Annotated in this window: 18 protein-coding genes; 5 read left to right on the top strand and 13 right to left on the bottom strand. The window is 45.0% G+C overall.

Annotated elements, in window-relative coordinates; genetic code table 11:
• Window positions 1-162 precede the first annotated feature (162 nt).
• Entirely contained in the window at window positions 163-924 is a 762-nt protein-coding gene (locus ACN6NF_RS03055) for an SDR family oxidoreductase (RefSeq protein WP_474315065.1), read from the top strand.
• A 46-nt stretch (window positions 925-970) separates the two neighbouring features.
• Here ACN6NF_RS03055 and ACN6NF_RS03050 read toward each other — a convergent pair whose 3' ends face one another.
• From ACN6NF_RS03050 to ACN6NF_RS03040, 3 genes are all read right to left on the bottom strand, one after another.
• Complete coding sequence (locus tag ACN6NF_RS03050; RefSeq protein ID WP_474314999.1) at window positions 971-2,305, bottom strand: SMI1/KNR4 family protein; 1,335 nt, start codon at window positions 2,303-2,305, stop codon at window positions 971-973.
• A gap of 71 nt (window positions 2,306-2,376) precedes the next feature.
• Complete coding sequence (locus ACN6NF_RS03045; RefSeq protein WP_474314997.1) at window positions 2,377-2,643, bottom strand: hypothetical protein; 267 nt, start codon at window positions 2,641-2,643, stop codon at window positions 2,377-2,379.
• 21 nt (window positions 2,644-2,664) lie between these two features.
• Entirely contained in the window at window positions 2,665-3,459 is a 795-nt protein-coding gene (locus ACN6NF_RS03040) for a GNAT family N-acetyltransferase (protein ID WP_165084230.1), read from the bottom strand.
• 444 nt (window positions 3,460-3,903) lie between these two features.
• Between ACN6NF_RS03040 and ACN6NF_RS03035 the strand changes: the two genes are divergently transcribed.
• Window positions 3,904-5,874: a glycosyl hydrolase gene (locus tag ACN6NF_RS03035; RefSeq protein ID WP_165084228.1), complete on the top strand. Its 1,971-nt coding sequence runs from the start codon at window positions 3,904-3,906 to the stop codon at window positions 5,872-5,874.
• 226 nt (window positions 5,875-6,100) lie between these two features.
• On the opposite strand, the gene ACN6NF_RS03030 is transcribed toward ACN6NF_RS03035, so the two are convergent.
• The 6 genes from ACN6NF_RS03030 to ACN6NF_RS03005 form a co-directional block, all read right to left on the bottom strand.
• On the bottom strand, window positions 6,101-7,780 hold the full coding sequence (locus ACN6NF_RS03030; protein WP_474314995.1) for an ABC transporter substrate-binding protein: 1,680 nt from the start codon (window positions 7,778-7,780) through the stop codon (window positions 6,101-6,103).
• A gap of 42 nt (window positions 7,781-7,822) precedes the next feature.
• Window positions 7,823-8,761 carry a carbohydrate ABC transporter permease gene (locus tag ACN6NF_RS03025; RefSeq protein WP_016819521.1) on the bottom strand — a complete coding sequence of 313 codons (939 nt, stop codon included), beginning with the start codon at window positions 8,759-8,761 and terminating at the stop codon, window positions 7,823-7,825.
• A gap of 14 nt (window positions 8,762-8,775) precedes the next feature.
• Window positions 8,776-9,732 (bottom strand): ABC transporter permease, encoded by a 957-nt coding sequence (locus ACN6NF_RS03020; RefSeq protein ID WP_474314992.1) that lies wholly within the window; start codon window positions 9,730-9,732, stop codon window positions 8,776-8,778.
• Between the two features lie 86 nt (window positions 9,733-9,818).
• Entirely contained in the window at window positions 9,819-11,369 is a 1,551-nt protein-coding gene (locus tag ACN6NF_RS03015; protein ID WP_474314989.1) for a response regulator transcription factor, read from the bottom strand.
• On the bottom strand, window positions 11,366-13,147 hold the full coding sequence (locus tag ACN6NF_RS03010) for a sensor histidine kinase (protein WP_474314987.1): 1,782 nt from the start codon (window positions 13,145-13,147) through the stop codon (window positions 11,366-11,368). The genes ACN6NF_RS03015 and ACN6NF_RS03010 overlap by 4 nt, the downstream gene beginning before the upstream one ends.
• Before the next feature lie 131 nt (window positions 13,148-13,278).
• Entirely contained in the window at window positions 13,279-15,462 is a 2,184-nt protein-coding gene (locus tag ACN6NF_RS03005; RefSeq protein ID WP_474314984.1) for an alpha-galactosidase, read from the bottom strand.
• 239 nt (window positions 15,463-15,701) lie between these two features.
• Here ACN6NF_RS03005 and ACN6NF_RS03000 point away from each other — a divergent pair, with 239 nt between their 5' ends.
• Window positions 15,702-16,541, top strand: coding sequence for an AraC family transcriptional regulator (locus ACN6NF_RS03000; protein WP_474314982.1), 840 nt, complete (start codon window positions 15,702-15,704; stop codon window positions 16,539-16,541).
• 65 nt (window positions 16,542-16,606) lie between these two features.
• Here the strand turns inward: ACN6NF_RS03000 and ACN6NF_RS02995 are convergent, their stop codons facing one another.
• From ACN6NF_RS02995 to ACN6NF_RS02985, 3 genes are read right to left on the bottom strand one after another with little or no spacing between them, the layout of a single operon-like run.
• Window positions 16,607-17,488, bottom strand: a complete 882-nt coding sequence (locus ACN6NF_RS02995) for a MetQ/NlpA family ABC transporter substrate-binding protein (protein ID WP_474314980.1) — start codon at window positions 17,486-17,488, stop codon at window positions 16,607-16,609.
• A 29-nt stretch (window positions 17,489-17,517) separates the two neighbouring features.
• A complete protein-coding gene (locus ACN6NF_RS02990) occupies window positions 17,518-18,288 on the bottom strand; it encodes an SDR family NAD(P)-dependent oxidoreductase (protein WP_474314978.1) in 771 nt (256 codons plus the stop codon).
• Between the two features lie 5 nt (window positions 18,289-18,293).
• Window positions 18,294-18,755, bottom strand: a complete 462-nt coding sequence (locus ACN6NF_RS02985) for an S-ribosylhomocysteine lyase (protein ID WP_013369209.1) — start codon at window positions 18,753-18,755, stop codon at window positions 18,294-18,296.
• Window positions 18,756-19,032: 277 nt separating this feature from the next.
• Here ACN6NF_RS02985 and ACN6NF_RS02980 point away from each other — a divergent pair, with 277 nt between their 5' ends.
• On the top strand, window positions 19,033-19,833 hold the full coding sequence (locus tag ACN6NF_RS02980) for a GTP pyrophosphokinase (RefSeq protein WP_474314976.1): 801 nt from the start codon (window positions 19,033-19,035) through the stop codon (window positions 19,831-19,833).
• Between the two features lie 154 nt (window positions 19,834-19,987).
• Here ACN6NF_RS02980 and thrS read toward each other — a convergent pair whose 3' ends face one another.
• Window positions 19,988-21,901: a threonine--tRNA ligase gene (thrS, locus tag ACN6NF_RS02975; protein ID WP_474314975.1), complete on the bottom strand. Its 1,914-nt coding sequence runs from the start codon at window positions 21,899-21,901 to the stop codon at window positions 19,988-19,990.
• 547 nt (window positions 21,902-22,448) lie between these two features.
• Here thrS and ACN6NF_RS02970 point away from each other — a divergent pair.
• Window positions 22,449-23,003, top strand: a complete 555-nt coding sequence (locus ACN6NF_RS02970; RefSeq protein ID WP_474314974.1) for a TetR/AcrR family transcriptional regulator — start codon at window positions 22,449-22,451, stop codon at window positions 23,001-23,003.
• Window positions 23,004-23,005 lie beyond the last annotated feature (2 nt).

Here is a 23,005-nt window from a genome sequence, read left to right as displayed (position 1 = left end):
AAATTTTGGACAGACTAAATAAAATAAAAAAACGGTAGACTAGGATATGAGAATAAAATCCTAGCCTGCCGTTTTTTTATCTATAATTTCATCTAATTACAGTTTAGGCACAACGCCTTCATGAAACAAGAACGAAAACTGATAAAAGGAGAGAACATTAAAATGAAACTTTCAGGAAATACAATACTAATTACTGGTGGAAGTTCTGGAATAGGATTAGCTTTTGCAGAACGATTTTTAAAAGCTGGAAATAAAGTCATTGTTTCTGGGCGACGTGAACATGTGCTTCAAAAAGCGAAAGAAAAATGGCCTGGCCTTATTACTCATGTCAGTGATTTGACTATTGAATCCGAGCGTATAGCATTATCGGATTGGGTAACAGCCAACTATTCAGAAGTAAATGTGTTAGTTAACAACGCCGGTATCCAACAACGCTTTAACGTTCTAAAAACGGATGCAAAAAACAATTGGGATTTTTTTAGCAAAGAAATCACAACTAACATTGAAGCACCATTCCATCTATCTATGCTGTTCGCTCCATATTTTGCAACAAAAGAAGAGGCGACTATCATTAACGTCACTTCTGGGCTAGCTTTTACACCGTTTGTGGTTGCTCCGATTTATTCAGCAACGAAAGCGGCCCTTCATTCATTTACAATCAGCCTAAGACACCAGCTTTCTGATACGTCTGTAGAGGTAATTGAAGTTGTCCCGCCAGCAGTGAATACAGATTTAGGTGGAGCTGGGTTGCATACGCATGGAGAGCCGTTAAATGCTTTCGCAGATGGAATTTTCAAAGGTTTAGAAGAGGGAAAAATAGAAATCGGATTTGGTACCTCTGTGCCTCGCTTACGCATGTCACGAGACGAAGTAGACGAACACGTAGAAAATATGTATAAGGCAACGAAAAATTCAATAGAATAGCTCGCTTATGGGGCTGTCCTTTTGCGGGATTGCCCTTTTTCATTTCTCACGATTCGTCTTTGTCGAAATAATAATCTGGCAAATGCAGTTCTCGCAAACAACCGATAAATTTTTCTTTGAAATTCGGATTTCTTTTATATTCAGGCCATACCGCCTTATAGTGAGGCAGCAACTTCTCATGTGGAATAATGCCCCAATATAAAATAGAGTTTTTCAGAACATGCGAGTCGCTCCCCACCAACATCTGTTCAATGATCTGCCAGCTTCCCAGCTTGTTTTCGCAACTGCGTGTGGCATAGATGGCAGTGGTTTGCATTTTCGGATCGGCGTCACACAAGAAAGGCGCAAAGTTCTGGAGCGTAATCGCACCGTAATCCTCCAGGATGTATCCTGCATAACGCAACGTTTCCGGGTCGTGAATCCTATCAAGACTGTGCAAAATCACTGGAATAAATTCCTTTAAATTTACTGTTTTACTGGAAGCGTGCAGAATCATTAAAGCTTGCAGAAAATCCTCATGTTCATCCGATCGCAACAACTCCAGAAGATATTTTCTACCCGTATCAAAAGAAGTTTTGCAAATTAGCCTAATGGCTGTAGCCCGATTTTTTGGACTTTGCTCCGCAATATTTTTCAAAAAAACAAGGGTTGGCTGAGAAACTACTTTAAATTTGAACATTCCATCAAGCGCTTTTGCTTGAATTTCTTCGTTTGGAGCGCTCTGATAAATCTGGATCAGCGCATTCTCATCACCCGGCATTCGACTGCCAAACCACCCAATATCATAATCCAGAATAATTTCATCCAGCCAGCGTTCGTACCAGTCCAGAAAGCTGTCTTCATAGACAAAGAAAAAGGGATGATCGGGATGAAAATCGGAGGTGTACACAATTCTCCCCCTGTATTTCCCTTCAAGTACGAGATACATGTCGTATTCGCAGCCTTGGGTGCCTATGCACAACATGCCGCCCAGCACCTTATTACGGGCGTCATCGTATTCCTCGTCGGGGATGTCCTCATCCTTGGTCAGGGGCTCAATCAGATGGTTCCATTCCTCTTTGGTCATTCCGGGATGCAGAACGGATTTTGCAAGGATTGCCTGGCGATCGGTATAGGAAGTTGCCTTTTTAATCGGATAAATTCCATAATAGGGTCCGGCGCCTCCGTTGCCGACGTTCGTTAAAAATTGTGCGTAAGGCTCAGGAAGTGTGACCTGATGGTGGGCTTGCCAGTCCGCCAGCTCTTTTGCTGTAAGTTTCTCATTGACCTTATATTGGTGTGAGGATGCTCCAAACACCAAGAAATCCTTGTCTTTGCTCATAGCCTGATTCAGTTTGTTTTGTATTCGATCCAGTTGCGTTTCTTTCTTCCCAAACCACATATTTTGTACCCTCCTGTTGACTATATGATATGTACCTTTAAGTAAGTTTTATATAATCCAGTGGATACTATTTAATTAAAGCATGAAAAGTGATCGCGCATAAAATGAGTTAATGCATCCTTCAAATTATGATGCCGTTTCAGATATTGGAACAAGATGGTCGAAGTGAGTACGATTTCAGAATCCTCGATACTAATAATCCAAGATGGTGGCTCCTCAGGATTATAACTAAATTCGCTAACGATGCCGTATGCTATACCTAGTTTATCCATTCTCTTATGTACAATTTGATGGATCTCGCCAGCCAGTTGATGAACCTTAATATCATTCTGTTCCAAGGCCTTCTCCCTCCTCGTTCGTCAATCAATAGATAGTTTAAAATCAACAATCGTTTGCTCAGCCGTAACCTCATATCCTAATCCTTTGTAAAGTTGTACAGCAGCCTGGTTCTCCTCCAGTACTCCCAGATAGACATCTGATGATAGCGTTCTACCCAGTTTTGTAAGTTGGCTCGTCAAGTGCTTTGCTAGTCCTTTCCCCCTGTGAGCAGGGCTTGTATATATGTTTCCGAGCTCTACGAGCTTAGAATCATAAAAGTGGAAGCCGCCTGCGGCAATAAAATGGCCACATTCTTTGATCCCAAGGAAAGGATAATGTTCGAGTTCGCTGCTCGTAAAAAATTTCATGCCTCCATTTCGTAAAAAATCCACTATATCTGAAATGTCATTTTCCTTAACTAACTCAGCCCAGTTTGAATCGAGCAGTTTCGATTGATCCCTATGCTTCATTGTTAAGAAACGTTGTGGGTTACCCGTTATGAGCCCATGAGACTGAAAAAGTTGTAGGTCACAATCACAGAGGATTGTACCACAAACGGTATTTTTCTTAAGTTGAATGGTTTCCTCAGTAAAAGCGATAAGAGCTAGAAAGTTAAGCTGCTCTCGGTTGATGCAGTGGAAAGAAAACGCAGGGAAAGGAAGCCCCCAAAAATATGCTAAAACCGCCGTCAGCTTGTCGTCTACATATTGACCAACGAATTTAGCCTGCTCTTTACGTTGAGTTAAATAGCTATAGAATAACAAGTGTTGATCCCTATGAATCTGATCCGTTAATTGATAAATAGTTTCATAGGTAAGCAGTCGATGAGAAATCATGTATTAGTCCCTTTCATTTCCATGTGGGTAATCTTCTTATGGGCATGATACCACAAATTGAAACTATCCTTCCCGCTTACCCCATATAGCGTTAATAATCTTGGGTTATACATTTCAAAAAATATATGAAGATTGCTTGCCACCAGAGTATAAAAATCCATAATTTAAGGATGATTTTCTCCGAAATTCATTGTATGGTTCCTGCCTCGCCTCTAATTTATGATGAAATTAAAGAGAGGTGAGGTGCCAAAAAACGAATACCAAATATTGAAAACGTATACAAATGAAGAAAAAACACTTAAAAGTGCAAGCTGGTCCTTAATCACCTGTCATCGATTACTTCACAGCGTACTTCATATGTACACAAAAATGAAAGCGTTTTCCGCAATGTATGTTGCAGGTCAATTGAGGCGGTAACAACTACTAATTCAAGGAGTGAGTCATATGCCAGATCCATGGAAAAAAAGGTTTTTCAGTATTCTCAGTTTTGTTCTCTTATCCTTTTTGTTGGTATCTCTTGATTTAATTCCAAGCTTTGCTAAAGCAGAATCAGCTCACTTGGTCACCGATGTTGAAGACCGAACGTTGATGAATGCAAGTCAAGATTCATCCACTAACGACAATTCCTCTTCTATCGTCGTCAGCTCCAAAGATGCAATTCTTCAAGGTTACGGTGTAGAAAAACGGGATACCCCCTATACCGGCGATACGCTTTATAAAGGCGATGGCTATGTATCCTTCTTTTATGACTACGACCCAAATTCCGGCAAGTCTGACGGGACGGCCACGTTTAAAGTGAACGTGCCTACAGCAGGTCTTTATAGACTGAGCCTCGGCTACTACATTCCGGCGGGCACTGGCTCCAAGGATACCAGCATCGAGGTCAATGGCACAATGGCTGAGAACATAACGCTGGCTGCTCCTCCGAAGGGTGCGGCAGTGAACGAGAAAATGTTAACCAAGATCATGCTGAATGCCGGCACAAATGAGCTTACTTTTGCAAGAGGCTGGGGATATTACGGGATCGAATACGTGAAGGTTGAATTCGCCAATCTGCCTGCTGCAATTAGCAAAATGGAAGCCGAAGACGGAGTCATTACTGGTGAGGTCAACATCGAAGCCGCTGATACAGGCTATTCGGGTAGCGGTTACGCAGCCTTCAAAAGCACAGGTTCGTTAACCTTTGCCTATAACGCACCTTCAAGCGGGCTTTACAATCTTGCAATCGGTTACAGTAACCCCAATGAAGACAAAAAGACCCAATTGGTGGTCAACGGCCAGACCAGCGAAATATTACTGCCGACAACAGCAAGTTACACAGAGGTATCTGGCGGTAAACTAATGCTGAATTCGGGAAACAATACTATACAGTTCAATGTCGACTCGGATCAATATCATATCGACTACGTCAAGCTATCAGCAGTGTCCCCCCCGAAACTGCATCAAATTGAGAAAAAGCCAGTAAACCCGAATGCGACTGCGGAAACCAAGGCACTCATGGGTTATCTCGTGGATAGTTACGGCAGCCACATTCTTTCCGGTCAGCACACTTTGGAGGATGCACAGTGGATTAAAGACCAAACTGGAAAGTATCCTGCCATGTTATCAATGGACATGATGGATTATTCCCCCTCTCGCATCGAGCATGGCGCCACCTCAACTGAGGTGGAAAAGGCAATTCAATGGGCCCAAGAAGGTGGACTTGTCACATTTGCATGGCACTGGAATGCTCCTAAGGGACTGCATGATATTCCCGGTAAAGAATGGTGGCGCGGGTTTTACACGGACGCTACTACATTCGACGTTCAATATGCACTTAGTCATCCCGAGTCGGAAGAGTATCAGCTTATCCTAAGGGATATCGATGCCATTGCTGCTCAGTTGAAACGCCTCCAAGACGCTCACGTTCCGGTGCTGTGGAGACCGCTGCACGAGGCGGAGGGCAAATGGTTCTGGTGGGGCGCCCAAGGTCCAGACTCTGCCAAGCAGCTGTACCGTATCATGTACGACCGGCTAACACACTACCATCACCTGAACAACCTGATCTGGGTATGGAACTCCGAGAGCCCCGAATGGTATCCGGGGGACGATGTCGTCGATATTGTAAGTGTGGATATTTACAACCAGGCGGCTAATTATAGCCCAAGTATTGGCAAGTACGACAGTTTGGTGAATCTCGTGCAGGGAAAGAAGCTGGTTGGTCTGTCTGAAAACGGCCCGATTAGCGATCCCGAATTACTTCAAACATATTCAGCGCATTGGCTCTTTTTCACGACGTGGACGGGCGACTTCATCCGCAATGGACAATATAACTCCCTGGATCATCTCATAAAAGTGTTCAATAGCGATTACGTGCTCACAAGGGATGAGCTTCCTCAAGACCTGTTTACTTTATCCGAAAATAAAGCGGAGTAAGGCGCTTTTATGGGAATTACCATATCCGTAACTATACCGTCCCGTCAGCGTCATGAAGTAACGAAGTAGCCTACTTTAAACAAACAGCGGCCACCTCTAAAATATCCGGGGTAGCCGCTGTTTGTTTGTGCCTTGAGCAAAAGTCTATGGCAAACCATTATGAAAAAGGACCGTCTCCTTTCCGGCAGGAAAGTGGAAGCGGCCCCGTTCTTTTATGTGAATCAAGTTAGTTAGTGGACCACAGCTTAATTCGGTCTTGGATATGCTTGGTAAAAGATTCTTCCATTTCTTGTACTCCGGCTTTCTCCAGTTCTGCCATATAGGCATCCCAAACCTTGTCGAAGTTTTCCGGCTTGGTCATGACAGCTTCCGGAATTCGTTTCCATGTAATATCCTTCATCTTGGCTCCGAGAATAACAGCCGGATCGTCATTGGGGAGAGACATCGTGTAAGCTGCTCCGTATGCTCTCGGTTGGAATTCATCTTCCTTCGGGAATAGATCCTTCCAGTGCTCAATCTTATAGCCCTTCAGAACTTCCTTCTCCGACTTGTTATAAGTCGCCGTCAGCAGTTCCGGATAATTACGAGTAAAATAGTTGCCAGTTGAGTCCTTGATGCCATCACCATAATGGACCATCAAGTTCCAATATAGACCGATTCCGGACTCTTTTTGGAAAGCCGCATTGTCATTGTTCATCCGTTCAAGTACTGCCGGAATAATCGTCCGTTTGCCATCTTTAACTGTGTAATGCTTGCCTTCAATTCCCCAGTTATTCAGGACTTGACCCTCTTCTGATGCCAGAAAGTCGAGGAACTTAATAGCGCGTACCGGGTCCTTGCACTTGCTTGAGATCGAGATTCCGTATCCCCCATCAAAACCAGGCAACCAGAAGTTGGTATCCTTGTACTCCTTGCTCATGGTGACTGGGTAATGACCGTAAGTCTGGTCGAATTTGCCCTCCGCCTTCAGCGCATTTTGTCCATCGCCATAGTCCCATTCCGGATCGGCTAGACCCAGTACGCGGCCAGAAGCCACTTTTGCCTTAAACTGATCGGTCTTCTGCACGAAGCTTTCCGAATCAAGCAATCCAATGGCATTCATGTGATTTAACCAACGGAAATATTCCTTTTCTTCCGGTCGGCGGAAATGATAAGTCGCTTGGTGAGTTTTTTGATCAATGTAGTATTCGCCGTCGTCTGGTCCCCCGGTCGTTTGGAAGCCTGAGTTGGTTACCTGGTACATATGCCAATCGTCGGCATTTAGGGACAGTCCGATATTTTTGTTGCCATTTTCGTCCGTCGGATGCTTGGTTATATAGTCCTTAATGACTTTTTCGAAATCCTGTACTGTACGAATGTCCGGGAATCCCGCTTCCTTGACGACACGGTGCTGGAGTTTAAATCCTACGTCGGGTTTGATTTTTTCTTCTTCGACAGCGGACCAGGTCGGAATAACATAGATGGATTGGTCATCCAAACTGTACTTCGCCCGAACAAGCTTGTCTCCTAGCATTTTTTTGATGTTTGGTGCATGCTTGTCGATCAAATCCGTCAAATCAATGATTGCGCCAGCATCGACAAGTTTGCCGACATCCGCCTTAGCAGCGATTAAATCAGGATAGTTTCCTGTGGCTGCAATCAATGAAATCTTTTGGACCGGGTCACCGACAGCGAATTCAGCATCTAGAGTTACTCCGGTTTTTTCGGCGATGACCTTGCCGACTTCATCCTCCATATTATTCCAATTCGTGCTGGAGTCTTCCGAAAAATAAGTAAGCGTGATGTCACCTGTAGTTACGGCCTTGGTAGCCTCAGACGGATTATTACCACTGCACCCTGCTAGGGTAGCCACTAAAGTCAGTGACATTACGAAAGATACGATCATTCTGTTTTTTCTTGACTTCATGGAGTGAACCCTCCCTGTATAATGAATGTTTGCTGCTTCGTTTTAGCTTTTTACCGCTCCAAGCGTCATACCTTTAACAAAATATTTTTGTAAAAAAGGATAGACGATAAGAATCGGCACGGTAACAATGATGGTAATTGCCATTTTAACCGATTCCGGGGATACCTGTGCCATACGCTCCGCCATATTGGCAGCGTCCTGGGAATTGGTTGCGCTTGTTGTCGTACTTTGCAAAATTTTCATCAATTCATATTGCAGGGTGGTCAACGATTCATTGGACCCATTAAACAGATAAGTATCGAACCAAGAATTCCATTGCCCAACCGCCAAGAAGAGTGCTACGGTCGCTAATGCAGGTTTGCAAAGAGGAAGTATAACGCGCCAGTAGATTGTGAAATCGTTGGCACCATCCAGCTTAGCTGATTCCTGTAACGCATAAGGCAGACCGTCAATGAAGGAACGAATAATGAAGACGTTAAACGCACTTACAAGACCTGGTAAAATATAGACGGCAAATGTATCAATTAGATGCAGTTCCTTCATCAGGATAAAACCTGGAATTAACCCCCCGGAAACATACATAGTGACGGCAAGAAAGATGGAGATGAACCTTCTAGCTTGAAAATCACTTCGGGCAAGCGTATAGGCAAGCATCGAGCCGCTGACCAAACCCGCTACGGTGCCAATGATGGTCCGCAGAAAGGAGATCTTGAATCCAGTGATTAACCCCTCATAGGTGAAAATCAAATCGTAATTCTTCAACGTAAATTGCCTTGGCCAGATGGTGATTCCCCCTCTAATGGTGTCTACCGAATCGTTAAAAGAGATAGCCAACACATTTAAGAACGGGTAGATCGTCAGAACGGTGACCACAATCATGAAAAGATAAACAACTACCCCCAGGATTCGGTCTTGTGGTGATTTCGCCTGAAGCTTGTTGTTTAAACCGCCGACCGGCGTAGTGCTTTTGACAGCCTCCATGTCCATTCTCCTCCTTACATAATGCTCTCGTTGGTATAGCGCTTAAAGATTCCGTTAGCCGCAAACAATAGGACTAGGCTTATCACCGAATTGAAAATATTAATGGCCGTTCCGAAAGAGTAACGTCCCATCGCCAGACCATAATTAAGCGCATACAAATCAAGTACTTCAGAGTAATCGATGACCAGGTGATTGCCCAGCAGAAATTGTTTCTCGAATCCCGTACCGAGCAGATGGCCAATAGACATAATCAGGAGAATGATAATGGTCGGCCGGATTCCCGGCAGCGTAATGTGCCACATTTGCTGGAATCGGCTAGCGCCGTCCACCCGCGCAGCCTCGTATAATTCAGGACCAATACCGGCGATGGCAGCCAGATAAATAATGGCGTTCCAACCGGTTTCCTTCCACATGTCTCCGAAAGTTACAACCCACCAAAATAATTTACCTTGGGCCATAAACTGGACTGGCTGATCGATGATGCCTAGACCCATGAGCATATCGTTTACGACACCGCCATCCGCTGAAAGCATTTTGGTGACGATGCCTGCAGCAACCACCCATGAAACAAAGTGTGGCAGATAAGATACGGTCTGAACAAATCGTTTTATCACTTGTATGCGGACCTCGTTGAGCAATAGAGCAAAGACAACCGGTACAATAAAACCAGCGACCAGTCCCATAAGACTCATAGCCAACGTGTTCCGCAGTACTTGGTAGAAATGATCATCTTGGAACAAAGTACGAAAATGCTCCAGACCCACCCACTTCTGTTCAAAAAAACTCAAACCGGGTCTGTATTTCTGAAATGCCATTGTCCAGCCCCATAGCGGCAAATACTGAAAGACAAAGACCCAAATAACAAACGGAATAGACATGTAGTAAAGATACCTCTGGCTTTTGAATACCTTCCAAGCATTCCTCTTCGGTTTTTTGTATACGTTTTCCGAATTTTCTGTTACCGCTTTCATTTTCTCATCCCCTCTCTTAAAATCCATCATAAAACAGAGGAGAGTCAGAGCCCAGATAACGGATTTCGGGAAAAATCATCCACAAATTATGGATTTCTATATTCCGACGGTGAACAGCCTTCGTACCTTTTGAATTTACTGTAAAAGTAGTTGACGCTTGTGTAGCCCACGCTTTCAGCGACTTCGTAAACTTTCATTCCCTGGTCCAGCAACTCCTTTGCCTTGTGGATACGGACTCTGTCCAGATAGGTGTTAAAGTACTCCCCTGTCTTGTTCTTGAAGAGCTGGCCCAAATAGGCAGTACTATAGTTTAGTAGTCCTGCTAACGCTTCCAGCCTCAGGTTGTCTGCATAATGCTTGTGAATAAAGTCGATCATTTTTTTGAATTCCTGCTCCTTTCCACGAGGTTCGGAATCTTTCGCCAAAGCTAGCAGGAAACGGTAGGTCTCTTCCAAAAGGTCATCTAGGTGTTCATGCTGGTATATCCCATTCAAAAAACGGGAAACTTCCTCCGTCTCTTTCAACTCGATACAGAACCCCGCGGTCAGCTTGTGAATGATCGCATTGGATAGAAAGAAGAACGACTCTTTGATCGACTTCTCGTCTTGCCCCTGTTGGACAAAAAATGCTGCCGCCTCGTTCAATAATGGTAGTATTACGGTTTGGTTTCCTACTTCTAGACTGTAATACAGGCGGAAGATGAATTCCTCCATCGTTTCCTCAGCTTTATCCGCAGACAATCGGGGGGAAGCCAGCGAAGGGGAAAAGAGAGGATACGGATCTAGCAGTCGGTTCTTCTCGCTGAAAAAGGATCGTTTTACCGCTTCCTGGGCCTTTAAAAAAGATTTGCAAATATCTTCGGGAGCAGATACTCCTCCTCCGGTTGCAGCGGCGAACCTGGTATTACCCGCAGCATTATTAATCTCATTGTACAGAATTTCACGCCGTTCTTTTCCGCGCAGTGGCGCTTTGAGCAAAAGGACTGTATACGGGGAGATTACTGTAACAAGTCCCATCATCTGCCCCTCGATCGTTGCCTTCAATGCATTTGAAAGCTGGTATGCGATATCGGAACGATCCACTTCGGAAACGCGCGGATACACGACCACAACTTCGTAGTTGGTCCACAACAAGTCTGCTTCTACTGCCTTACTTCTCAACTTGGAGGGGTCTTCCATTTTCTCTTGAGGGATGAGCAGGCTGTGCAGGTATAAATCTGGATTTATAACCTCCTTCTTACGCCACTCCCGTTGAAGGCGCTCCTCTTCGATCCGCTCGCGTACCTGCTTTAAACTGGCCGACATTTCAACAATGTCCACCGGTTTAAGGAGATAGCCGCACACACCGTATTTGATCGCTTGTTGAGCATACTCGAAGTCGGCATATCCACTGAGGATCATAAAATGTAAATGATGACCGTCGGATCTCAAGTGCTCAATCAACTGTAAGCCATCCATAACCGGCATGCGGATATCGACGATTACGACATCGGGGGATTTTTCCTGGATGACTTCCAATGCTTCTTTTCCATTGGCTGCCGTAGCTATAACGATAAATCCGAGACTTTCCCATGAAATCAGCGTTTGAAGGCCTTGGCGAAGCTTCGGCTCATCGTCAACGATGACTACCTTAATCATTTGGATTCACCCCCAGGTATGAAAAACTGAATACAAGTGCCTTTCCCAGGCTCGCTCTCAATGCTTAAGGCACTAGAGTTCCCATACAGTAAGACGAGCCGATCGTTTACGTTCCGTAATCCAATTCGCTGGACCTCCTGTTCGTGTACGGATGCAGCAAGCTCTTCTCGTACAAGGGCGAGCCGATCGCCCGTAAAACCGGCGCCGTTGTCACATACCATAACTCGAACCCCCTCCGGAATTTCCTTTACTTTCACTTCAATGACAGCTCCTTCTGCTTGATTATCCAGACCATGTACAATAGAATTTTCCACCAATGGTTGGATAATCAGAGGTGGAACCAACATTTCCTCCAAATCCGGATCAACCGTTAAGCGATACTCCAAACGCTCTTCATACCGGAACTTTTGAATATCAAGATAACAGCACACCCGCTCAAGCTCTTTACGCAGTGGAATCTTGTCGTTACCGGCCTCCAGACTGCTGCGCAACAACGCGCTCAACTGCCATACTGCTTTGGCGATATCGTCCTGTTTGCGAATGTGAGCTTCCATTCTGATAGACTCCAAAGAATTGAAGAGAAAATGCGGATTAATCTGACTTGCCAGCATTTTGAACTTGATCTCGTTTTGTCTTTGCTCCACCAGATTTTTCTGACGATTCGTTTCTTGAACCTCCTGGACCAAATGGTTTACGTTACTGACGAGCGCGTTAAATTCCTTCGATAGTAGACCAACTTCATCTTTTCCGTCGATATGGAGATAGGTTTCCCATGAGCCCGCCCCTACCTGGGTCATATGCTTGCTCAAGCGGAGAAGCCTTCTGGATAGTAGCGAAGCAGAAGCATAGATAAGTAAGGCTGCAAATATCAGGCTGGCCGTGATCACGACTCCGCCGAGCCATATCACTTGATTAGCATCTCGGGTAATCTCGGCAACGGAAAAAACGGAAATAATGCGAAGTCCATTCCAGCTGTTCTGTGGAGTTAGATTTGCGATCACCACTTTCGACGCTTTTCCGTTAATGAGTGTGTTGTAACTTCCTTCCTGTTGGTAAAGTATATTCTCGTCGACATGAATTTCAGATAGATTCTTCCCGAACAACTCTGCTTCATTGGACGCGACGATCTGATTCCGATTATCCACGATCAAGGTAGGGAACGACTCCTGATCCAGGATTGAATTTAATTGGCGCTTACTAACATTTATGACCAAAACCCCTTTTTGCCCTAGTGAATTCACTGCGAATGAACGAATCAGGCTGAGATAATTGGCATCGTCCCTCTCATCCTTGATTAAATTCCAGCCAGCCAATCCTTTCTGCTCTATAGCCTCCTTGTACCAATCTACGGTTGTGATTCTTTTGTCCGGCTGAATAAATTCCCAGTTGTTCAGTGCTCCAGGATTAGAGACATAGACTCGGATGCCGGATATCTCTTTGTACAACTGGAGGTAGTCACGAATACCTGTATACTCCCGATAAGCCTGAATGACTTCGATGTAGCTGTCATACTTTTGGCTAGCCACCATTTTCATCCGATTGTCATTGGTTAGCCGGTACGAGATGTCGAGCGGCACTTTAATCAATTCTTCTGTACGATTTTGAACCCGATCGACATTGTTGGATACTTGCATAAAAGCGTCCTTAATGACGGCCTCTCGGAGCTTTACCGTCAGAAACAGGCCACATAACAGCAAGGGAAGAACAGCTACCGAAATGAATGTAAGCGTCATCTTCTTCCTTAGTTTCATATCATTCATCATTCGTATAAAAAACACGGCTTGTCCTCCCCAATCAGTACGGCTGCTGCGCGCAAAATGCCCCTTTTCATATAAAAAGGGGCATGCATAACTCAATCACTTGTTTTCTATCTTTCGCCAATTGTACTGTTGTACTGATCCTTTAAGCCCTAAGCCTTGCTGGACCTTATGGCCCGAAGCCTGAACCATCCACTTTCATAGTCTTTCTGTCTGTAGACAAGAGGGAGGCCCAACTTCATAAGTCTATCCCCCCCATGGATAGACTTTTGCCCGCTATTTCCTGACTGAACTTCATATTCGAGTTCTGGATTCAGTCCGTCAAGGCGCAGGGCTCGCCAAGGCGCGTTCGGAACAGCCATCACTTGAAAGTAGTAGACGATGGCATCCTCTTGGTCTTCGGAAACAAACATCCAAGCCGACTCGTTATGTTCAAACGGACTCTTTAGGCGATACAAGTCACCCTTCTGTACTAAGCCACGAATCTGCTTATATGCTGTGATTTGACGTTTAACCGTCTCTTTTTCCTCATCGGTGAATTTCGTGAGATCAAGCTCATATCCAAAATTTCCGGACATGGCGACATCACCTCGAAAATCAAGGGGCGTTATGCGTCCAACTTGATGGTTCGGAACGGCTGACACATGCGCTCCGATGGCGCTTACGGGATAGACAAGGCTAGTTCCATATTGAATCTTCAGGCGTTCCACCGCATCGGTATTATCACTAGTCCAGACTTGGGGCATATAGTAAAGCATGCCTGGATCAAAACGTCCTCCACCACTTGAGCAGCTCTCAAAAAGAATATGCGGAAATTCGGTGGTGATGCGCTCCAACAGCTCATACAATCCAAGAACATAGCGATGGGCAGTCTCGGATTGGCGTTCCGGCGGCAGATCAGCGGAACCAATCTCCGTCAGGCACCGATTCATATCCCACTTCACATAAGAAACTGGAGCGTTGGAGAAAATGGCTGCCAGCGAATCGTAGATGTAATCGCGCACTTCCTTACGAGTATAGTCCAGTACCAACTGCCATCTGGCTTCGCTACGCCGCCGTCCTGGAACGTGAAGACACCAGTCCGGATGTTTCCGATACAACTCGCTGTCTGGAGAGATCATCTCCGGTTCGAACCAGAGCCCGAATTTAAGACCTAATTGATTGATGCGTTTGGCGACATCGGCCAGTCCGCCTGGCAGCTTCCGACGATCCTCGTACCAATCACCGAGAGACGAATTGTCAGAATCCCGTTTTCCGAACCAACCATCATCCAAGACAAAAAGTTCGATGCCTAGCTCAGCCCCCTCTTTCGCTATCGATACCAACTTATCTGCATCGAAGTCAAAATAGGTAGCCTCCCAGTTATTGACCAGAATAGGGCGTTCTTCATCCCGATATGTCCCTCGGCAAAGCCGAGTGCGATACAAGCGATGATATGTACGCGACATTTCTCCCAGTCCTTGACCGGAATAAACCATAACGGCTTCTGGCGTTTGGAAGCTTTCCCCTGGATTCAGTAACCATGAAAAGTCAAACGAGTTCACACCAATGCTAAACCGTGTAGAGCCAAATGAATCTAATTCCGCTCCCGCCTCAAAGCCCCCGCTGTACACAAGGCTAAAACCAAATGCCTCACCATGGCTTTCCGTGGTTTCTTGCGTGACTAATGCAGTAAAAGGATTAAGCTGATGGCTGCTCATGCCCCTTTTACTATCAATTCGGGTTTCACCTTGAAGAATCGGTTTGCGGGTAATATTCCCTTCCCGTGCCCATGCTCCCGAAAGATACATGAACTCTAAATCGCTTTTCCCCGCGAAATCGATACTGGCGCTTAGTGCACGGAGGAGCCGAAGATTTTCTCCCCCCGCATTACTCAAACGAGCCGAACGAGCGATTACATTTCGATCCGCGAAGACGGTGTAAAGAAGAACCACTTTAAGACCTGAAAAGGCATCTTTTAATTCCAGTTCCAACGTATCCGCTTCAGCTTCATTCTCGGTATATACGGCCGGAAGCCCAGGTAAAGATGGCTTTCCCTTAATGATCCGGTAACCATCGTACTTTAACTCCGTGATGCGCGTTCCATCCTCCAGCTCTACTTGATACGCCGGGGTACGGAAGTCCCCACTTCCATACTGTGGGTATTCTTGCGGCAGCCGATCCAATCCAGCCGTCGTAGGAGTGTGAAGCAAAAGATCAGCCATGGGCTCACGGTGCTTCAACCTGTCTCCCCAGTATACATGCACAGGAAATCCATCGACAATCTGAATAATATAACTCATGCCCGACGACTGCAAATGAAACAGCCCCGGTTGCTCTTGAACAATGATACCCATTGGGAAAATAACCCCTCTCTTAGATAATAATCATTGGAGATCCACGCCTTAAATGGCACTTAGAACAACCCTTTTGTAACAGCCATCAACTAAGTTCATATGGTGTAAAGCTTGGTAAGATTCAATGATATAGCAATAGGTTCTATAGAAATCATATATTAATTTTAGATATGAAGTACATGGCATGGTGCTCACTATTTATGTTATAATGCTTGATAATTTACATAAGGAGATATACCGTGATTGAGTATTTGCCACGTAGTAAACAGCACTCTGAATTGTATCTAACTCAGTTTGGCATAGAGGAATGCATACCCGGTCACTTTTTTGGACCTGCTATAAGAGATCACTATCTGCTCCATTATATTTTGGACGGGGAGGGTACCTTCGAGGTCGGTGGGTTCAGTTATCGCTTGCGGAAAGGACAATGGTTCCTAATCTGCCCGCAAGTCATCACTTATTATCAAGCCGATGTAGTGAATCCTTGGTCTTACTGCTGGTTTGGTTTTAACGGAGCACTGGCAGAAACACTCCTCAGGCAAGCAGGCCTGACAAGGACGCATCCAATCCTCTATTTTGAAGGAGACCATTTGATTTATCAGTATTTGCAGCAAATGAACGAATCAAGTGGGTGCCTTAAAGCTCGGGAAACCAGACTGACTGGTCTGCTTTACTTAATGTTATCAGAACTTATAGAGTTCGGTCCGGTAGCTTCCTCCGAACAACAGGAAAGTCGAGCGGAAATTTACGTTGAAAAAGTGAAGGATTTTATCGAAATGAATTATGCCCAGAAAATTACCATTGAGCATATTGCAAATTTTATCGGGCTCAATCGAAGCTATTTATGTTCGTTATTTAAACGACGAGTAAACACAAGCATTCAGGATTATTTGATTCGCTATAGGATCAACAAAGCTTGTGAAATGATGGGAAATGCTGAACTTTCGATAGGCGATATTTCCCGTTCAGTCGGCTATAATGACCCTTTACTCTTCTCAAAAATTTTTAAAAAGATAAAGGGATTCTCTCCCAAACATTATCGAGCCGAAACCCATGCTCAAATGCAAAACGACCACTGAATTACGAGTAGAAGCCCCTACGAACAAAAGAGGTCAACCAGAAAACTGGCTGACCTCTTTTATGTTTATTTTGCAGTTTGTCCTTCCAAATAAGAAACAGGTTCTTTAACCTCTACTTTGGTACCGCCAAATTCATCCTTAATGTACTTTTGAGTATCCTCGTTATGATAGAGATCCGCTAATTTTTGTAGTCCCTTATCGTTTGCCTTATCCGCTGAAGTAACCAGAACGTTAATATTGTTCTTTGTCGCCTGACTGATCTCTTCGTGGAACAAGGAATCCTTCAGTACATTCAGACCGCCTTCTAAAGCAATCGTGTTCCCGATCAACACCAGGCCTACATCTTGAATCACGCGCGGACCTGTTTTGTCGTCGATGAGCTCAAATTTCAGGTTTTTAGGGTTGCTAGTGATATCATTGACTGTACCTAAAGCATCATTAAAGTCAGCTTTAAGCTTAATTAAACCGGATGCTTCTAATAGCTTCAAACCTCTTGCTGTATTCGCCGGATTGTCCGCCAAAGCCACCAACGCTCCGTCGGTCACTTCATCAATACTTTTGAACTTTTGCGAATAAATCCCCATCGGCTCCAGATAGGTGGTGGCTATCGCCTTCAAATCGGCTTTGCTCTCTTTGTTATAGCTCACCAGATACGCCCACGATTGGAATGCATTCACGTCCACATCGCCTTGTCTAGTCGCATTGTTCGTTTCGATTCCACCGTTAATTTCCTTTACTTCAATATCCAGCTTGGCATCCTTGGCGGCCTGGGATTGAGCAATATGCTTCCAAATCTGCGCGTCAGACCCCATGGAGCCAATGACTACCTTTTGAGTTTCCGCACCGGAAGCGGAGCTGAAGCCACTACTGTCTGTACTTTTATTGCCGCATCCTGCAGCTACGAGTAATAAACTAATCCCTAATAGTAAAACGAACGATTTCTTCATGTTGTTTTCCCCCAGATCATGCTAGTATGCTAGTGCATCGTCATTCCACCTGTAACATTAATCGCTTGTCCTGTCATATATGCGGAGAGCGGACTTGCCAGAAACAGCACCACATTGGCGACATCCTCTACCTCGGCGGTTCTCCCCAATGGTACCTGCGAACAATCTTCTTCATATATCTCCTGGGCGGTCATTCCGCGAATGACGCCCCCTTCAATCCGCTCACGATGCTTCATCGGCGTTTCTACGATACCTGGACAAACCGCATTCACCAAAATTTGATGCGGAGCAAGCTCAATGGCCATCACCTTGGTCAAGCCGAGAACCGCATGTTTGGATGCACAATATCCGCCCATAGCCCGATATCCATTTTTTCCAGCCTGCGAAGCAATTTGGATAATTCGCCCCGGTTTACGCGCATCCACCATTTCCTTGGCAAACCGTTTGGACGCTACATACAGCCCGGTTGAATTGATCGAAAATACTTTTTCCCAATCAGCCAACTCACTATCAATGACATAATCCATCGTAGAAGTACCTGCGCAGTTCACCAATATGTCAGGAACTCCCGTTTCGCTGATTAGCAGATTGCACCATCTCTCGATATCATCCGGTTTGGATATGTCCAATTGAGTTTCAACCAACTGTGGATTGATCACTCTATACGGCTCTTCATAAGAAATATCAGCAGAAATCACTTTAGCTCCACTTTGAATGAAAAGCTCTACAATCCCCTTGCCTATACCCGACTTACCGCCTGTCACTACTGCTGTCTGATGAGATAGGTCTATTGAAATCATAGATTTTAAAATACTCTTTTGAAAGGATCGCGGCTAATGCCAGCCTCCAACACAATCTTCACATATTCCTGCGCGGAGAAAAGGGAATGGTCCTTATAGTTTCCGCATTCCAAAGCAGTAACAGCCGGTACTTCTGTCGTTTCCAGAATTCTCTTCAACGTTTTTTCCAAAGCAAGTGCAATTTCCTCAGGCTCGTGTTCATTCCATAAAATCAAGTAGAATCCCGTTCTGCAGCCCATAGGAGAAATATCAATAATTCCCTTGATTTCGTCTCTCAGATACGTCGCCAATAAATGCTCCAGCGTATGTACAGCAGCTGTTGGCAGTGCGTCTTCATTCGGTTGCAGAAATCTCAAGTCATACTTTTGTACCGTGCTTCCTTTTTCATCATGCTCTACTCCCGCTGCTCTTACATAAGGAGCCTTTACAATCGTGTGGTCTAATTGAAAACTTTCTACTTTTGCCATTTTGCTCATCCTCATTTTCTGTAATTTTTATTTTTAGTCTAATGACGACTACTTAACATTTGTGCTATTTTTTTAAAAATTTAATGCTTTAAATCAGCATTTTTGCAATTATACATCGGATTACTCGGTTTTACCACTATAATTATTATTTTATTTCTTATTTCTTTGTCCGTGTCTCCTTTGCCTGTACGTTTTGACATAGTGTACAATATATACGGTAATCCATTTTTACGAAATAGATCGAGGACATCGTAAGCCTCATTTAGGAGAATGCTCTGTGAATGAACCGGATTGGAAGCACTTGAATGCTGTCCCTTTGCCCTTGCAGGAATTTCAGCTACAGCTGGACCAGAACAGTGTTGACGCCAAGCAACTAGAGGAATGGAAAAAGATCCCCGTCCTTTATCAACTCGCTCTGGAGGAATTAAAGAACAAAATTAAGCTGATCCAGACGGAATGGAAGCTGATAGATGGTTTTAGCCCGATTGAACACATTAAAACCCGGATCAAAGAACCCCACAGCATTGTGGAAAAGGTTCGGCGCAAAGGTCATGAGGTCACCCTGGACAATATATTGCGTGAAATTCATGATATCGCAGGCATGCGCGTGGTATGCGCTTTTGTCAAAGATATCTATCGTCTGATGGATCACCTCCGCACACGGGAAGACATTCGTATACTAGAGGTCAAGGATTATATTGCCCACCCTAAGCCCAACGGCTACCAGAGCCTACATGTTATAGTGGAAATTCCACTGATCCTGTTTGAGGGCACACGCTGGATTAAGGTCGAAATTCAATTGCGTACATTGGCTATGGATTTTTGGGCCAGTATGGAGCATATTTTGTACTATAAGTTTGATAAGAAAGTGCCCGAACATGTGGTTAACGGGTTGACTGAAGCTGCACGTGCAACCTACGAACTGGATCAAAAAATGCTCAAACTGCGTGGCGAAATTTTATCGCTTAGCGAGGAACAGGCTGTGGAAGAGTCTCCAGGGAAACGAACAGAGGAGTCATCCTTGAAGACACTCTCCCTGCCTGCAGATCACGCCACTTCTCGGTCACAGACTTGCTAGACATACAGGCACAGGATAACTAAACCATTCAATTGACGCTGTTCCTCCTCGTGCTTGAACTTGGGAACTTATGTATGATGTATAAATAAAGAGCCGTCAAAACCACTATGATCCTGGTTTTGACGGCTCTTTTACATATTTTTCTAATCGAATATTACTGCTTCTCGTGAATCTCTGTACTGATTTTCTCAACGATGTCCGCAATACTAAATGATCCCAGATCGCCTTCGCCGCGTTTGCGCACGGCTACAGTACCGGTTGTTTTTTCATTTTCCCCGATAACGAACATGTATGGAACCTTCTCCAATTGCGCTTCACGGATTTTATAACCAAGCTTCTCATTCCGAGTATCCACTTCGACGCGCAGACCCGCTTTCAGCAACGCTTCCTGCATCTCATTGGCAGTCTCGATATAGTTCTCGGATACAGGCAACAGCTTCGCATGAACAGGAGCCAACCACAATGGGAATGCACCTGTAAAATGCTCAGTCAGGATGCCCATGAAGCGGTCAATCGAACCGTAGATGGCACGGTGAATAACGACTGGACGGTGCTTCTGGTTGTCCTCGCCCACATAAGTGAGGTCGAACTTCTCAGGCATTTGGAAGTCCAATTGGATCGTTCCGCACTGCCAGCTGCGTTTGAGCGCATCGAGAATGTGGAAGTCAATTTTTGGACCATAAAATGCTCCATCTCCCGCATTAATACGGTAGTTCATGCCCAGATGTTCCAGCACGTTTTGCAAAGCTTGTTCCGCTTGATCCCACAGCGCTGGTTCGCCCATAAAGTCGTCCGGACGTGTGGACAATTCCACTGTGAATTCAAAGCCAAACACACTATACATTTCGTTAATCAGCTTGATTACGTCTGTAATCTCTTTTTCAATCTGTTCTGGTGTCACGAAAATATGCGCATCATCCTGGCAGAATGTACGAACACGCATCATACCGTTCAACGCACCGGACAGCTCATGACGATGCACTTGTCCAAATTCGGATATACGAATCGGCAGGTCGCGATAAGAATGAAGTTCATTTTTAAACACAAGCATATGCCCCGGGCAGTTCATCGGTTTCAGAGCAAATGTAGTTTCATCTACTTCGGAGAAGTACATGTTTTCTTTGTAATGGTCATAGTGTCCTGATTGTTCCCACAGACGGTTGTTCATCATCAGCGGTGTACGTACTTCCTCATAGCCATGCAAACGTTGAATGTCACGGGAGTAATCTTCCAGCGCAGTACGGACAACCATACCTTTGGGCAGGTAGAACGGCATGCCAGGTGCTTCTTCGGAGAACATGAACAGTTCTAGTTCCTTACCCAGCTTGCGATGGTCGCGTTTTTTCGCTTCCTCCAGCAAGTGCAGATGCTCATCCAGTTGTGCTTTTTTAGGGAAAGCTGTTCCGTAGATCCGTTGCAGCATCTTGTTGTTGGAATCGCCTCTCCAGTATGCGCCCGCTACACTTAACAGTTTAAACGCTTTGATACGGCCAGTTGATGGCAAATGCGGACCACGACACAGGTCAAAAAATTCGCCTTGATCATAAATCGTAATTTCCGCTTCTTCCGGCAAATCACGGATCAGTTCCAGCTTCAATGGATCTTCCAGTTCACCAAAAATGCGAGTGGCTTCCTCACGGCTGACCACACGTCGTGTAATCGGCAGATTTTCCTGCGCGATCTTCGTCATTTCCTTTTCGATCTTCGCCAGATCGTCAACGGACAATGGGTTTTCGATATCAATGTCATAGTAGAAGCCACTGTCGATGACTGGGCCAATACCCAGCTTCACGTTTTTCTCACCGTAAATGCGTTTGAGCGCCTGTGCCAGCAAATGCGCTGTACTGTGACGATAAATTTCCAGGCCGTCCGCACTGTCCAGCGTAATAATTTCAAGGTCAACGTTCTGATCCAAAACAGTGTTCAGATCTACAGCCTTCCCGTTCACTTTACCTGCTACTGCATTCTTTTTTAGCCCGGAGCTGATCGAACCCGCTACGTCGGCGATAGTTACGCCCTGCTCGTACTCGCGTACGGCTCCATCCGGCAATTTCACTTGAATACTCACGATTAAAGCCTCCATTTCAAATTGTGTACTATATCAAAATTGAACGCAAAAAAACGCCTCTCTCCCTCAAGGGACGAGTGCGTTCAGCTCGTGGTTCCACCCTAGTTCGGCCCGCTGCTGTACGTACATTCATGTTCATCGGAACATGCTCATGCACGACCTGCGTGACCCTCCATTGGTATCCGTTAACGGGGATAAATCGGTGGGCGCTTACTGATGTCACTGCTAACTTGCACAGTTACATGTTCAACGTCACGGCTACAAAGGGGTAACTTCACATGCGGTTGCCGGAAAAGCTCTCAGCCTCGTCTTTTCTCTCTGAACGGCCCTTCAAGGAAATCATGTCTTTGGTCAATGCCTTGGATATTACTATATGCTACAGCATTATAGATCAAATTCGCAGGTATTTCAAGTGGACGTTTATGTAAGTTTCTGTCTTATTTATCATCCGGCTATGAAGACGAATAGGTCTATATTTACACCCCACTAAAAACACTGTAAAATAGTTCTCATCTAGACGATATCGTACAGAAAGAGAGCGGAAGAGATGCCTAAGATCATTGTCACAGAAGAACAATGGATTCAAAAAGGAATGGAACGTTTTGAACAGGGCGGAATGGATCAACTCATTGTTGAAAAAATGGCTACTGCTTTAGGGTGTAGCAAGAGCAGTTTTTATTGGTATTTTACCAATCGCAGCAGCTATATTAGACAGATTGTAGAGACATGGAAGGCACAGACGACACAACAGGTTATGGCCGCGTCCATCACCCATACTGCCGCAGATGAGCGGATCAGAGAGGTGCTAACCCAGATGTTCGGCAAGACGAAACGGGGAGACTTTCTGTTTTATCTGCGCAAGCTGTCATTGAAAGACGATAGTTACCGTGCCCTACTCAATGAAGTGGAACAGATGAGAATGGAGTTTATGAAAGAGCTTTTAATCCAAAAGGGAATGCAGCCAGAGAAAGCCTCTCAGAGGTCATGGATGTTGTACCATTACTATTTGGGTTGGTATGAACGTCACAAGCAAGAGACGTTTAGTGAAGAAGCCATTCAGCAGCATATTCAGATGATTTGGACAGAGTGGATTTCAAATTAAGG

This window comes from Paenibacillus sp. TSM33 (genome assembly GCF_056099025.1).
This window is presented reverse-complemented; position numbering and strand designations above follow the sequence as displayed.